The organism is Caballeronia arvi, from assembly GCF_001544695.2.
In the GTDB taxonomy this organism is placed as follows: Bacteria; Pseudomonadota; Gammaproteobacteria; order Burkholderiales; family Burkholderiaceae; genus Caballeronia; species Caballeronia arvi.
Map to the genome: position 1 here is coordinate 180,581 of NZ_FCOM02000008.1, position 12,868 is coordinate 193,448.

The following is a 12,868-nucleotide window of genomic DNA, read 5'->3' on the forward strand; positions in this document are numbered from 1 at the left end:
GGAAAGCACATGGCCGAACAATCCCCGACGCACGGCGTCCACTTCGACGAAGCGTTCGAAACGCTTCCGCCCGCCGACGTGCGCCGTCATCAGGACGCGCTGTGGGCGGCGCACTGGCCGTATCTGCGCGCGATGTCCGCGTTCTACCGGACGAAGCTCGCGCACTGGACCGGCCGCGACGACATCACGCTCGATACGCTGCAAGACATGCCCTTCACCGAAAAGGACGAACTGCGCGTGAGCCAGGAAAGCGCGTCGCCCTACGGCGATTACGTTGCGTGCGCGGAAGGCGGCATCGCGCGGCTGCATCGCACGTCGGGCACGACCGGACGGCCGCTGATTCTCGCGAACAGCGCGCGCGATGCTCAGGATATCGCCCGCGTGGGCGCGCGCTCGATGTGGGCTGCGGGCCTGCGCCCGGACGATCGCGTCGTCCATTGCCTCAACTACTGCATGTGGACGGGCGGCTTCACCGATCACACGATCCTCGAAGCGACCGGCGCGACGGTCGTGCCGTTCGGCGTCGGCAACACGCGATTGCTGATCGATTCGATCCTGAATCTCGGCATCAACGCGATCTCGTGCACGCCGTCTTATCCGGCGCTGATCGAGCAGGTGTTGCGCGAGACCGACGGCCCCGCGCCGCGCGAACTCGGGCTGAAGCTCGGCCTGTTCGGTGGCGAGGCCGGCCTCGACAACCCCGAACTGCGTGCCGCGATGGAAGAGAAATGGGGCTTCAAGGTGCGCAACGCGAACTTCGGCCTGTCGGAAGTGCTGAGCATTCTCGGCGGGCAAACCGGCTGGACGAACGATCTGCTCTATCACGCGGCCGACGTGGTGTTCGCCGAAATCGTCGATCCCGAAACGCTCGCGCGTCTGCCGATCGCCGAAGGCACGACCGGCGAGCTCGTCTGCACGCATCTGCGCAAGCAATGCCAGCCGCTCGTGCGCTATCGCACGCGCGACGTCGTCACGGTGACGTCGACCGATCCCGGCCCCGATGGCCGCAGCGCGTGGCGCTTTCGCGTGACGGGCCGTACCGACGACATGTTCAACGTGCGCGGCGTCAACGTGTTTCCGGGCGCGGTGCGGCTCGCGGTCGAGGCGCTGCCTCAATGGGCGTCCGGCATGTTCCGCATCGTGCTGAAAGGGCCGGGCCCTTACGACCGCGTCGCGATGACCGTCGAGGCCGCGAACGGTCTGCCCGTCGAACGCTGGCCGGATGCGGCGATGCGCGTCGAAGCGGCGGTGCGCGAACGCATCGGCGCGAGCGCTGCCGTGACGATGGTCCCGTTCGAGCACTTTCCCCGCACCGAAGGCAAGACACGCTGGATCGACAAGGAGCCCGCATGAGCTACGTGAAGACACGCATGGAAGGACCGGTTGGCGTCGTGACGCTCGATCGCCCCGAGCGCATGAACGCGATCAGCGGCGCGCTGCTCGACGACCTGCACGACGCGCTGCAACGCGCAAGCGACGATGCCGCATGCCGCGTCATCGTGCTCAACGGCGCGGGCCGCGCGTTCTGCGCCGGCGACGACCTGAAGGAATTCGGCGAGCAGAGTGCGAGCGATGCAAGCATTCGCCTTCACATCGAGCGGATTCAGCGCATCACGCGCGATCTGATGTTCGGCGCGAAGCCGGTCGTCGGCGCGGTGCATGGCTTTGCGGTCGGCGGCGGCTTCGAGTGGATGCTCAATTGCGACATGGTGGTGGCGTCCGACGATCTCGTCGCGTTCTTTCCGGAGATGGCGTGGGGTCAGTTCGTGACGGGCGGCGTCACGCATTTGCTGCCGCAGGCGATCGGCCATCAGCGCGCGATGGAACTGTGGCTGCTCGGCGAACGGCAAAGCGCGCAATCTTTGATGTCGATGGGACTCGTCAACCGCGTCGTGCCGCGCGATGCGATGCTCGACACGGCGCTGACGCTCGCGGCGCGCATCGCGGAGCAATCGGAGAAATCGATCGCGCGTCTGAAGCGGCTCGTGACGGCGGACCTCACCGGCACGCTGTCGCGCAGTCTCGACCTCGAATTCGCCGCGACGATCGACGCTTTCGCCGACCCCGACGCCGCCGAGCGCGTCAGGAAGTTCGCCACGAGAAAGGAGCACGCGCGATGAACCCGAAAGCCTTGACCTTCGACTACTTCGGCACGCTCGTCGATGTGGATCGCGGCGGCACGCTCGGCATGGCGGAAGTGCTGCGGCGGCTGTCGATCGAAACCGATGACGCGATGTTCGATATCTACCTCGACTGGGACATACGCAACGTGCGGCTGTATCGCGGGCAGGCGTACGCGCGTTATCGCGATGTCGCGCAGCAGGCGCTCGCCGCCGTGCTCGATGCGCGCTGGCCCGGCGCGCGCAAAGGCCACACACTCGATGCGCTCACCGATGTGTTCCTCGCGCATCTCGTCGAAGCGTCGCCCGCGCACGCGGACGCCGAGCCGTTTCTCGACTGGGCGGCGTCGCGCTATCCGCTGATGCCCGTCACGAACATGGACAGCGACCTGTGGCGCCGCACGCAGCTCACACGCTATTTCGAGCACGTGACGACGGCAGAGATGGCGCAGGCGTACAAGCCGTCCCAGGCGATTTTCGCGCTCGCGCTCGACCGCCTCGCGCTGCCCGCGCGCGACGTGCTGCATTGCTCGCTCGCGAGCTGGGCCGATATCGACGGCGCGAAGCCGCTCGGCATGGCGGTGGCGTGGATCAATCGCGGCGCGGAGTCGCTCGGCACGTGGCAGCCGCGCCCGGATTTCGAGTTCGACACGCTGTCGCCGGTACGGGACGTTCTGGAGAATCTGTCAATCACTGCGACGGGAGAAACACGATGAAACCGATGAAGACGGCGATGACGTTCATCGCATGCGTGGCGATGTTTGGTGGCGTTGCAAAGGCTCAGGAAGTCGTGAAGATCGGCGTGGCGGGTCCGCTCACGGGCAGCGCGGCGCAAAGCGGCAAGGACGACGAGCGCGGCGTGCGTCTCGCCATCGACGAACTGAACGCGAAGGGCTTCACGATCGCCGGCAAGCCGGTGAAGTTCGAACTGATCTCGATGGACGATCAGGGTGATCCGAAAGTCGGCGTGAACGTCGCGCAGAAGCTCGTCGACGATGGCGTGTCTGCCGTGATCGGCCATTACAACTCGGGCGTGAGCATTCCGGCGGCGCGCATTTACAACGATGCGAAAGTCGTGATGATGACGGGCGCGTCGTCGAATCCGGATCTCACGCATCTCGGCTATCCGTACGTGTTTCGCCTCGCCACGAACGACAACGTCATGGGCGGACGCATGGCCGTGTATGCGAAGAAAGTGCTCGGCGCGCAGCGCGCCGCCGTGATCGACGACCGCACCGCATACGGCACGGGCGTCGCGGACGTGTTCATCAAGACGGCGCAGAAGGAAGGCTTGCAGATCGTCGCGCGCGAATACAGCACGGACAAGGCCACGGACTTCAAGGCGATTCTCACGCAGATCAAGTCGCGCAATCCGCAGGTCGTGTTCTACGGCGGCTACTACGCGCAGGCCGCGACGCTCGCGCGGCAGATGGGCGAGCTCGGCCTGAACGCGACGCTCGTCGGCGGCGACGGCATCTGTTCGCCCGAGTTCGACAAGCTCTCGGCGGGCGTCGCGGACAAGCGCATGTTCTGCGCGCAGGGCGGCGCGCCGCTCGACACGCTGCCCGACGGCAAGACCTTCCGCGCGAAGTTCAAGAGCGCGTTCAGCGCCGATGTCGATACCTACGCGCCCGCGTTCTACGCTGCGACGCTGGTCGTCGCCGATGCGATGCAGAAAGCCGGCTCCGCGAAGCCCGAAGTGTTCGTGAAGGTGCTGCGCGATCAGTCGTTCACGAGCATCCTCGGTCCCGTCAAGTTCGATGGAAACGGCGACTGGGTCGATGCGCCGGTCACGGTGTATCGGCTGAACGGCGGCGCGCTGACGGCCATCGCGCAGAAGGATTAGGCCGCGGCATTCCACGTCGGGCGATGAGATTTTGTCCTGCTATATTCGAAGCCATTGCCCGACCGCTTGCAGGTAGACATGGCCACCGTCGCGCTCGATCCCGATATCGCCACGCTGGAGAGCGCGCTCGCGTCATCCCGCTGGCGCGATGCGCGCCGTCTTGCGGCGCGCGAAGCGAACGCATGCATCTTCACGCTGGATCGCAGCGGCCATGTGCTGGAAGGCGATCACGCCGTCGATGAAGCGTTCTTCGCGCAGTGTCCTTCCGATCGATTGGCCGCGCTTGCCGAAGCGGCGACGTCATCGGACGGACGATGCGTGACGATTCCGCTGCAAGACGTGCAGGCGTTCGCGCTGCGCGTCGATGCACACGGGCGGCGCGTTTTTCTCGTCGCATTGCGCGCGCCTTCATCCAGCGACCCGACGCCCGCGCCGTGGATCGCATTGCTCGGCGCGACGCTCGACGTCCTGCTGCAAAGCGCCTTCGATCTCGCCGCTTACGACACGCTCGTGGAAGAGCAGCGCGCGATCATCGATCATATCGGCGACGGGCTGATGGTCGTCGGACAAGGCCACGTGCTGCGGCACGTCAATTCGGTCGCGGGGCGCATTCTCGGTATCGACCCGAAGACGAGTATCGGCAAGACGCTCAACGACGTGATCGATTTCGAGCCGATAATCGGATCGATTTATCGCACGGGTGTGGGTTATGTGGATCGCGAGTTGATCATCGATTCGCCCGCGCGGCATCTGCATCTGCTCGATACCGCAATTCCCATCAAGAACCGATGCGGCGAAGTGGTGTCGGTCGTCAACACGTTTCGCGAGATGCGGCGCGTGCGCAAGATGGCCGGGCGCTACGCCGGCAATCATGCCCGCTTCACGTTCGACAGCGTGATCGGCCCGAGCGCGGGCCTCAAACGCGCTGTCGACGCCGCGAAGAAGGCGGCGCGCGGCGCATCGAACGTGCTGTTGTCGGGCGAGAGCGGCGTCGGCAAGGAAGTTTTCGCGCAGGCGATTCACAACGCGAGCGCGCGCGCGGCGCAATCGTTCATCGCGATCAATTGCGCGGCGCTGCCGCATGCGCTGATCGAAAGCGAGCTTTTCGGCCATGCGCCCGGCAGCTTCACGGGCGCGGCGCGCGAAGGCCGGCCCGGCAAGTTCGAATCCGCCGACGGCGGCACAGTGTTTCTCGACGAAATCTCGGAGCTGCCCATCGATGTGCAGGCGAAACTGCTGCGCGTGCTGCAGGAGCGCGAAGTGACGCGCATCGGCGATACGCGCGGCATTCCCGTCGATGTGCGCATCATCTGCGCGAGCAATCGCGATCTCGCGTCGATGGTGATTGCAAAGACGTTTCGCGAGGATTTGTACTATCGCTGCAATGTGATCGAAATCATGATTCCGCCGCTGCGCGAGCGCCGCGAGGATATCCGTGCGATGGCGGCGTTCTTTCTGGAGCGGTATTGCACGCGCATGCACAAGCCGATGCCGGATATCGCTGAAGCTGCGTTGCTGCAACTCGAAGCGCATGAGTGGCCGGGGAATGTGCGGGAGATCGAGAATCTCGTCGAGAAGATCGTCAACTTCAACGAAGGCGAGCGGATCGCGGATGTGGCTTCACTTTTAGGCGGCGCTTCGGTGGCAAAGACGGGCGAGGGCGCGTCTGCTCAGCGTGGCGAGCCAGTGTCGCTGAAGGAAGCGGAGCGCGTCGCGATCGAGAGCGCTCTGCACGCGTGTCACTTCAACGTGACGAACTGCGCGAAGCTGCTGCAAGTGTCGAAGCCCGCGCTGTACGCGAAGATGAAGCGGCATGGGATTCGGATCGATAGGTCGATTCGTCAGCCCGCCTAAGGGGCTAATCCCCCTCCCTCGTCAACAAACACCAAGTCGCCAAAAACGGCACATCCCCCGACCGCATCGCATGCGGATTATTCCGCACGTTATGAATCCCGCCGCCGATACCCGGATCGATCCACTCCCCGCCGTTCTGCCGAAACTCCCCAGGCGTGAACAGCACATACGCCTCTTCCGGCGGATGACTGTGATCGGGATAGCGCGTGTGCGGCAGCATCAGCGAGAAGCCGAGTTGCACGTCATAGCGGCTTTCCGCGCCGCCTGGCCCGCAGATCATGCCGTGCACGTGCGCGTCGACATAACCCTCGCTGCCATTCGCGCCCGATGACCGCTGCGACCATCCGAGATCGGCTTCGAGCGCCTTGAGCGCCCGCGCGGCGGCGCCGAAATCCGTGTCGTCGTTGATGAAAGGAGCCACCGCCGCATCGAGCCATTCGCACGCGGGATAGCGCGTGTGACGCCGCGCGCCGTCATCCGATGGCGTGCGCAGCCGCTCGAACACCCGCGCCGCGACATCGCGACCGCCGTCCGGCAGCTTCTCCGACAGAAACAACCTTTCTGCGATGGCGATGTACGCCGACACGTTATCGGGACGTCTCAAGGCAACTCCTCAAAGTTCCAGCACGAGATCCGAAGTCGGACGGCTGCAGCACAGCAGGCGGAAGCCCTTCTGCACTTCGCGATCGCGAATGCCGCCGTTGTGTTTCATGTCGACGGAGCCTTCGAGCAGCTTCGTCTTGCACGTACCGCACACGCCCTGACTGCACGACGATGCCACCGCGACGCCCGCCTTCTTCGCCGCCGACAGCACGGTATCGGTGGCGCTCATCGTGAACGACTTCGCCGATCGCGAAAGCTTGACGGTGAACGTGCCACAAGCGCCATCGGCTTCCTTGACAGCGGGCGCAGGTTCAGGCGCCACGCCCGCGCCGATATCGAAGCTCTCCTGGTGATAGCGCGCCGGGTCGTGACCGCCTTCGAGAAGCAGGCCGCGCACCGCGTTCATATAACCGGCCGGGCCGCACGTGAAGACTTCGCGCTCCAGATAATCCGGCGCCCATTGCGACAGCAGTTGAAGACTCAGACGGCCGATCGGACCATCCCAATCCGCTTCATCGCCGACGCCCTCGCACACGAAGAACACGCGCAAACGCGGCGAGAGCTTCGCGAGCCGCGACAGCTCCTCGCGGAACACGATATCGGCGGGCGTCCGGGCGCTATGGATGAAGATGACGTCGCGGTTCAGACCGAGATCGATGCTCGCACGCGTCATCGACATGAGCGGCGTGACGCCGGAGCCTGCCGACAGATACAGCGATTTCGTCGCGGGCGCGGCGGTCGGCGTGAAGGTGCCGGACGGTCCATACGCGCGCAGCTCGCGGCCGGGCTTCATGTTGTCGTGAAGCCAGTTCGACATCGTTCCGCCCGGTACGCGCTTGACGGTGATCGACACGAGAAACGGGCGCGTCGGCGGTGACGAGATCGTGTAGCAGCGCTCGACCGACTGGCCGTTCACGCTCGCCGATACGGTCATGAACTGGCCCGGCTCGAAACGCACGGGCAGGCCATCGGCGGTGCGGAACTCGAAGCTCTTGATGTCGTGCGTTTCATCGACGACGCGGCAGCACGTCAGCGTCTGCTGCTCGCTGCTCGGCCAAAGCCGGCCGCCATGTTCCCAGGTGAGCGCATCGGCGAGGCGGTTGTCGAGGTCGAGTGCGGGGGCGAAAATCTTGTCTACCGAGTTCATGGCGTTCACGTGTGCGTTTGCGAGTACGTTTGCGAATGAACGCAGTATCGAAGCACGCAAAAACAGCGTCAACGCGCTTTATTTTCCTGCTTGGATTACTTCAGGTAATGCGTGGCGCGGACGCCGTGCGGCCTCCGTGATTTCCCTTATTTCAACCATCGACGGGATCGGCGGGCGTCTCGAGATTGAGCTGGTAGAAAGCCGCGTCGAGCCAGCGGCCGAACTTGAATCCGGCTTCCCGGATCGTGCCCGAGTGCGTGAATCCGAGCCGCGTATGCAGGACGATGCTGCCCGCATTCGTCGCATCGACGCAGCCGACGATCACATGCACCTGCGCCTCGCGCGCGCGCCGGATCAGTTCGCGCAACAGGCGTTCGCCGAGCCCGCGGCCGCGGCAATCGCGATGCACGTAGACGCTGTGCTCCACCGTGTACTTGTAGGCGGGAAACGCGCGGAACGTGCCCCAGCTCGCGAAGCCCAGCAGCGTGCCCGCGGCATCGACGGCGCCGACGACCGGAAAGCCGCCCGCGCGCTTCGCCGCGAACCATGCCGACATCGCCGTTGCGGGGCGCGGCACGTAGTCGTATAGCGCGGTCGAATTGACGATCGCGTCGTTGAGAATGTCGAGGATCGCCGGCGCGTGCTCGGCTTCGTTGCAGTCGATCAGGCGCACGTCGTCGTGCGGGGCAGAGGTGGTCATTCTTTGTCCGTCAGGTGGCAGGCGCGTCGCAGATGGCGAGCACATAGCGCGCCGCCTTCGATGTGGGATTGCTGAAGATCAATGGCCGATCCAGCCGCATCGCGAGGCAGTCGCCTTGCTGGAGCGCATGAAGCGTGTCGCCGATCACGATGTCGACGCGACCGCTCATCACCCAGACTTGCTGATGCATCGCCGATTCGCGGCTGCCGGTCTCGTACGCGACGCGCGCGCCGGCCGGGAACTCCACTTCGACGAGTTGAAACGGCGATGGCCAGCCGGGAGGCGAAAGGTTTCGGCGAGTGTAACCGGACTCCGGGTCGCGCCATTTCAATTGCTGAGCGCGCCGCACGAGGGGTTCGGACGGCGCGCCTTCCTGCTCGCCGCCGAACAGACTCGCGAGCGACACGCCGAGCCCGGCGGCAAGCTTGTCCAGCACGACGGCGGTCGGACTGGCGGCGCCGCGCTCGATCATCGAGATCATCGAGCGGCTCACGCCGCAGCGCGCCGCCAGCGCGTCGAGCGTGTAGCCGCGCGCGGCGCGCAACTCGCGCACGCGCTCGGCAATGCGCTCGTTGATGCCGGTTTCGGCAGGTGTTTCGGCGGTATCTAGCATAATGGACGTAGTTTCCACTAAGCTAGATGTTGATGTCAAGCGCCGGCTTCCGCTCGCGACGCCACGCTTAAGTCCCGATTCACGACGTAATAGAGGATGCCGGGCACGAGCAGACTCGGAATCCAGCTTATGTCCGCGCCGATCATCTTCGCGAAGTAGCTGTGATAGAACGACAGATCCATGAACGGCAGCGTGCTCGCGATGCCGAGACAGTAGATCGCGATCGTCGACATGTTGAATTTACCGTAGCGGCCGCGCGAATCGTACATCTCCGTCACCGAGTATTCGCCTTTGCGAACGAGGTAATAGTCGACGAGATTGATCGAGCTCCAGGGCACGAGCACGTAAATCTGCGCGTTGAGGATATCGGCGAAATAGTCGTTGAAGTGATATTGCGTGCCGATGGCGATGACCGTCGCGATCGCCGCCGTCACGAAGAGCACCAGGAACTTCATGAGCTTGCCGACGCGCGTCATCCTGCGAAAGCCGCTGAAGATCGTCACGCTCGACATATACGCGCTGTAGAGGCTCAGCACGTTGAACTCCAGCACGCCGAGCACGATGATGACGAGCGCCGGACGCGACCAGCTGCCGAACATCGACGCGATGCCGGTGCCCGGATCGGTCGTGATGGCAGGCGCCGCCGCGGCGAGCAGCGCGCCCAGCATCATGACGAGCAGCGAGCCGAGCAGGCCGCCGAGATAGGTGTACCAGAACGTGTGCTTCGTCTTCACGTTGGCGGGCAGGTAGCGCGAGTAGTCCGCGACATACGGGCCGAAGCCGAGCGTCCACGATGCGGCCTGAGCAACCACGAGATTGAACGCGCCCGCCGAGAAGCCGTGCTTCGAGTGCGCGACCGTCGCGAGCATGTCGGGGCGTGAGAACACGATCGCCGCCGACGCGAAGAAGATCACGCACGAGAGCAGCGTCATGAACGCGCCCATCTTGTGAATCAGCTCATAGCCGATATAGCTGATGACGAACGTCAGCACGCCGAATAGAATGATGGCTTCGTTATCGCCCATCGGGTAGATGGCTTTGATCGAATCGCGCATCACGACGCCGCCCGCGGCCACGAACAATATGTACGCGAGCACGACGATCGCGAGCGGCAGACCCGCGCCGTACACGCCGAACTGCGCGCGGCTCTGGATCATCTGCGGAATGCCGAGATGCGGCCCTTGCGCCGAATGCGCCGCCATGAAGATGGTGCCGATCACGTTGCCGAGCACGAGCGCGACGATGGTCCAGAAGAGACTCAGCCCCGCGACGATGCCGAGCGTGCCGATGACGAGCGCCGTCACCTGCATGTTCGCGCTGAACCAGATGGTGAACAGCCGCTTCGCGCTTCCGTAGCGCTCGTTGAGCGGAATGAATTCGATACTTCGCTTTTCCACATCCATCTTCAGTCTCCAAAAGAGTCGAGCTGCTGGCATCGATCGATTTCGTTGCAGGTCGATGCCACTTTAGGAGGCCGCTTTTTTGAGCACTATCGCATTTCGGCAAGTACGGGTCATCCCTACTCAGCGCGTTTGGCCTTGCAAACGAAAACGTCGGGCGTGCTGCGTTGTGCAGCAGGCCCGACGTCAGTCAGTCGAAACTACGCTGAAAGTCAGCCGTAGACGGGGAAGCGCTTCGTCAGTTCAGCGACCTGTTGACGAACGCGTTCGAGATTGCCCGCGTCTTCCGGCGCTTCGAGCACATCGGCGAGCAGATTGCCGACGATCTCCGCTTCCTTCACGCCGAAGCCGCGCGTCGTCATCGCGGGCGAGCCGAGGCGAATGCCACTCGTGACGAAGGGCTTTTCCGGATCGTTCGGAATCGCGTTCTTGTTGACCGTGATATGCGCGGCGCCGAGCGCGGCTTCCGCGGCCTTGCCGGTGATCTTCTTCGCGCGCAGATCGACGAGCATCACGTGGCTTTCGGTGCGTCCCGACACGATGCGCAGGCCGCGCTTCACGAGCGTTTCGGCGAGCACGCGCGCATTGTCGACGACTTGCTGCTGATACGTCTTGAACTCCGGCGATAGCGCTTCCTTGAACGCGACGGCCTTTGCCGCGATAACGTGCATCAGCGGGCCGCCCTGAATGCCGGGGAAGATCGCGGAGTTGATCTGTTTCGCGAATTCTTCCTTCATCAGGATCACGCCGCCGCGCGGGCCGCGCAGGCTCTTGTGCGTCGTCGTCGTGACGAAGTCCGCGTGCGGAACCGGGTTCGGATAGACGCCCGCGGCGATCAGGCCGGCGTAGTGCGCCATGTCGACCATCAGATACGCGCCGACGCTCTTCGCGATCTTCGCGAGGCGTTCGAAATCGATCTTCAACGCAAACGCCGACGCGCCCGCGACGATCAGCTTCGGCTTGTGCTCGTTGGCGAGTTGCTCGGCGGCTTCGTAATCGATGTCCTCGGCTTCGTTCAGGCCGTAGCTCACGACCTTGAACCACTTGCCCGACATGTTGACGGGCGAGCCGTGCGTCAGGTGGCCGCCGTGCGCGAGGCTCAGGCCCATGATGGTGTCGCCGGGCTGGAGCATCGCGAAGAACACGCCCTGATTCGCCTGCGAGCCGGAATTCGGTTGCACGTTGGCGGCTTCCGCGCCGAAGATCTGCTTCACGCGATCGATCGCAAGCTGCTCGACGACGTCGACATATTCGCAGCCGCCGTAGTACCGCTTGCCGGGATAGCCTTCCGCGTACTTGTTCGTGAGCTGCGAACCTTGCGCGGCCATCACGGCCGGCGAGGTGTAGTTTTCCGACGCGATCAGCTCGATGTGATCTTCCTGTCGTTTGTTTTCATCCGTGATGGCCGCCCAGAGTTCCGGATCGACGTTTTCAACGGTGCTGGCTGCGCGATTGAACATGGTGATTACCCGTGTGAAGGTGATGTGCTTCGAAGAACGCGTGACTGTTGCGTATTCCATCGAAAGCCGGCGCGCGCGGATAGAAGAATTGCGACATGCCGATGGAATGCAGCGCGCAGCCGTGACGAAAAAAAATCGAAGGATCGCATCGCTGCGAAGCCTTCGATTCAAGTCACGCCCTCGGAATGTTTTTTGTAAGTCTTTAAACGGCGGAAAAACAGTTATCGACGAAAAGATGCGTGCCGTTCACGAAGCTCGATTCGTCGGAAGCCAGAAAGAGCGCGGCCGCCGCGACTTCCGACGGCTCGCACAGGCGGCCTTGCTGCTGCATGATCGCGGCTTCGGTGGCGTCGACGCCCATCGCCTGCAAATCCTTCAGCTCGCGCATGCCATGCGGCGTGCGGATGAAGCCCGGCGCGAGCGCGTTGCAGCGTATGCCGCGATCGCGGAACTCGACGGCAATTGCACGGGCGAACATATGGCACGCGCCTTTGGTGGCGTCATAGAGCACTTCACCCGGCGTCGCGCAGACGGCCGAAATGGACGACGTGCACACGATGCTGCCGCCGCCCGCTTCGAGCATGTGCGGCAGCACGGCTTTCGTCATCAGGAACATGCTTTTGACGTTCACGCCCATGAGCCAGTCCCACTCCGATTCCTCGATGTCGAGGAACGGTTTCACGATGAGCGTGCCCGCGTGATTGAAGAGGATATTCGCGTTGCCGAAGCGGTCGCGCACGGCGCCGACGGCGCGTTCCACGTCGGCCTGGCTGGAGACATCGGCGCCGAGGCCGATCGCCTGCAAGCCGCGGTCGCGCAGGATCGACGCGAGCGTTTCGGCTGCGTCGCCGTTACGGTCGATGATGGCGACCTTCGCGCCCTGCGCGGCGAACAACTCCGACGCGGCCGCGCCGCAGCCGCCCGCGCCACCGCTCACGATTGCGACTTTGCCCGCGAGGCGGCCGTCGATTTTTATGCTCATGTCCTTGTTCTCCGTATCCTGAGGCTCGACGTTATTGCGTCGAAAGGCGCGTCGCTATCGGATTTCGGCAACTAAGGGTTTGCACGGACATTTGGCCGGAATGCTTTTTGGCAAGTTATCCTTTTCGGCCGTTATCCCGATTC

12 protein-coding genes are annotated in these 12,868 nt (G+C 63.8%); 5 read left to right on the top strand and 7 right to left on the bottom strand.

Translation table 11 applies throughout. From position 1 onward, the window contains the following. Window positions 1–9 precede the first annotated feature (9 nt). The 5 genes from AWB74_RS12395 (at window position 10) to AWB74_RS12415 (ending at window position 5,820) form a co-directional block, all read left to right on the top strand. Window positions 10–1,353, top strand: coding sequence for a phenylacetate--CoA ligase family protein (locus AWB74_RS12395; protein WP_061147056.1), 1,344 nt, complete (start codon window positions 10–12; stop codon window positions 1,351–1,353). Next, the gene (locus AWB74_RS12400) at window positions 1,350–2,120 is read left to right on the top strand and encodes an enoyl-CoA hydratase/isomerase family protein (protein ID WP_061147057.1); all 771 of its coding nucleotides are present in this window, start codon (window positions 1,350–1,352) and stop codon (window positions 2,118–2,120) included. The genes AWB74_RS12395 and AWB74_RS12400 overlap by 4 nt, the downstream gene beginning before the upstream one ends. Further along, window positions 2,117–2,836, top strand: coding sequence for an HAD family hydrolase (locus tag AWB74_RS12405; RefSeq protein WP_061147058.1), 720 nt, complete (start codon window positions 2,117–2,119; stop codon window positions 2,834–2,836). The genes AWB74_RS12400 and AWB74_RS12405 overlap by 4 nt, the downstream gene beginning before the upstream one ends. Continuing rightward, window positions 2,833–3,966, top strand: a complete 1,134-nt coding sequence (locus AWB74_RS12410; protein WP_061147059.1) for a branched-chain amino acid ABC transporter substrate-binding protein — start codon at window positions 2,833–2,835, stop codon at window positions 3,964–3,966. Before AWB74_RS12405 ends, AWB74_RS12410 begins: the two co-directional genes overlap by 4 nt. Window positions 3,967–4,044: 78 nt before the next feature. Further along, on the top strand, window positions 4,045–5,820 hold the full coding sequence (locus AWB74_RS12415; protein WP_061147060.1) for a sigma-54 interaction domain-containing protein: 1,776 nt from the start codon (window positions 4,045–4,047) through the stop codon (window positions 5,818–5,820). A gap of 4 nt (window positions 5,821–5,824) precedes the next feature. Here AWB74_RS12415 and AWB74_RS12420 read toward each other — a convergent pair whose 3' ends face one another. The 7 genes from AWB74_RS12420 to AWB74_RS12450 form a co-directional block, all read right to left on the bottom strand. Then, window positions 5,825–6,424, bottom strand: a complete 600-nt coding sequence (locus AWB74_RS12420; RefSeq protein WP_061147061.1) for a dimethylsulfoniopropionate lyase — start codon at window positions 6,422–6,424, stop codon at window positions 5,825–5,827. A 9-nt stretch (window positions 6,425–6,433) separates the two neighbouring features. Further along, on the bottom strand, window positions 6,434–7,570 hold the full coding sequence (locus AWB74_RS12425) for a hybrid-cluster NAD(P)-dependent oxidoreductase (RefSeq protein ID WP_061147062.1): 1,137 nt from the start codon (window positions 7,568–7,570) through the stop codon (window positions 6,434–6,436). A gap of 151 nt (window positions 7,571–7,721) precedes the next feature. Next, complete coding sequence (locus AWB74_RS12430; RefSeq protein ID WP_061147063.1) at window positions 7,722–8,270, bottom strand: GNAT family N-acetyltransferase; 549 nt, start codon at window positions 8,268–8,270, stop codon at window positions 7,722–7,724. A 10-nt stretch (window positions 8,271–8,280) separates the two neighbouring features. Further along, window positions 8,281–8,883 (bottom strand): helix-turn-helix domain-containing protein, encoded by a 603-nt coding sequence (locus AWB74_RS12435; RefSeq protein ID WP_061147064.1) that lies wholly within the window; start codon window positions 8,881–8,883, stop codon window positions 8,281–8,283. A gap of 35 nt (window positions 8,884–8,918) precedes the next feature. Further along, window positions 8,919–10,286 carry a purine-cytosine permease family protein gene (locus AWB74_RS12440; protein ID WP_061147065.1) on the bottom strand — a complete coding sequence of 456 codons (1,368 nt, stop codon included), beginning with the start codon at window positions 10,284–10,286 and terminating at the stop codon, window positions 8,919–8,921. A 209-nt stretch (window positions 10,287–10,495) separates the two neighbouring features. Then, window positions 10,496–11,743, bottom strand: coding sequence for a serine hydroxymethyltransferase (gene glyA, locus AWB74_RS12445; protein WP_061125069.1), 1,248 nt, complete (start codon window positions 11,741–11,743; stop codon window positions 10,496–10,498). 202 nt (window positions 11,744–11,945) lie between these two features. Then, the gene (locus AWB74_RS12450; protein ID WP_061147066.1) at window positions 11,946–12,725 is read right to left on the bottom strand and encodes an SDR family NAD(P)-dependent oxidoreductase; all 780 of its coding nucleotides are present in this window, start codon (window positions 12,723–12,725) and stop codon (window positions 11,946–11,948) included. Between the last annotated feature and the right edge of the window lie 143 nt (window positions 12,726–12,868).

Bases quoted from the DNA above. Each gene is read 5' to 3' on its own strand.
- AWB74_RS12430 (WP_061147063.1), bottom strand. From the start codon at position 8,270: ATGACCACCTCTGCCCCGCACGACGACGTGCGCCTGATCGACTGCAAC.
- AWB74_RS12400 (WP_061147057.1), top strand. From the start codon at position 1,350: ATGAGCTACGTGAAGACACGCATGGAAGGACCGGTTGGCGTCGTGACG.
- AWB74_RS12410 (WP_061147059.1), top strand. From the start codon at position 2,833: ATGAAACCGATGAAGACGGCGATGACGTTCATCGCATGCGTGGCGATG.
- AWB74_RS12395 (WP_061147056.1), top strand. From the start codon at position 10: ATGGCCGAACAATCCCCGACGCACGGCGTCCACTTCGACGAAGCGTTC.
- AWB74_RS12415 (WP_061147060.1), top strand. From the start codon at position 4,045: ATGGCCACCGTCGCGCTCGATCCCGATATCGCCACGCTGGAGAGCGCG.
- AWB74_RS12425 (WP_061147062.1), bottom strand. From the start codon at position 7,570: ATGAACTCGGTAGACAAGATTTTCGCCCCCGCACTCGACCTCGACAAC.
- glyA (WP_061125069.1), bottom strand. From the start codon at position 11,743: ATGTTCAATCGCGCAGCCAGCACCGTTGAAAACGTCGATCCGGAACTC.
- AWB74_RS12440 (WP_061147065.1), bottom strand. From the start codon at position 10,286: ATGGATGTGGAAAAGCGAAGTATCGAATTCATTCCGCTCAACGAGCGC.
- AWB74_RS12435 (WP_061147064.1), bottom strand. From the start codon at position 8,883: ATGCTAGATACCGCCGAAACACCTGCCGAAACCGGCATCAACGAGCGC.
- AWB74_RS12405 (WP_061147058.1), top strand. From the start codon at position 2,117: ATGAACCCGAAAGCCTTGACCTTCGACTACTTCGGCACGCTCGTCGAT.
- AWB74_RS12450 (WP_061147066.1), bottom strand. From the start codon at position 12,725: ATGAGCATAAAAATCGACGGCCGCCTCGCGGGCAAAGTCGCAATCGTG.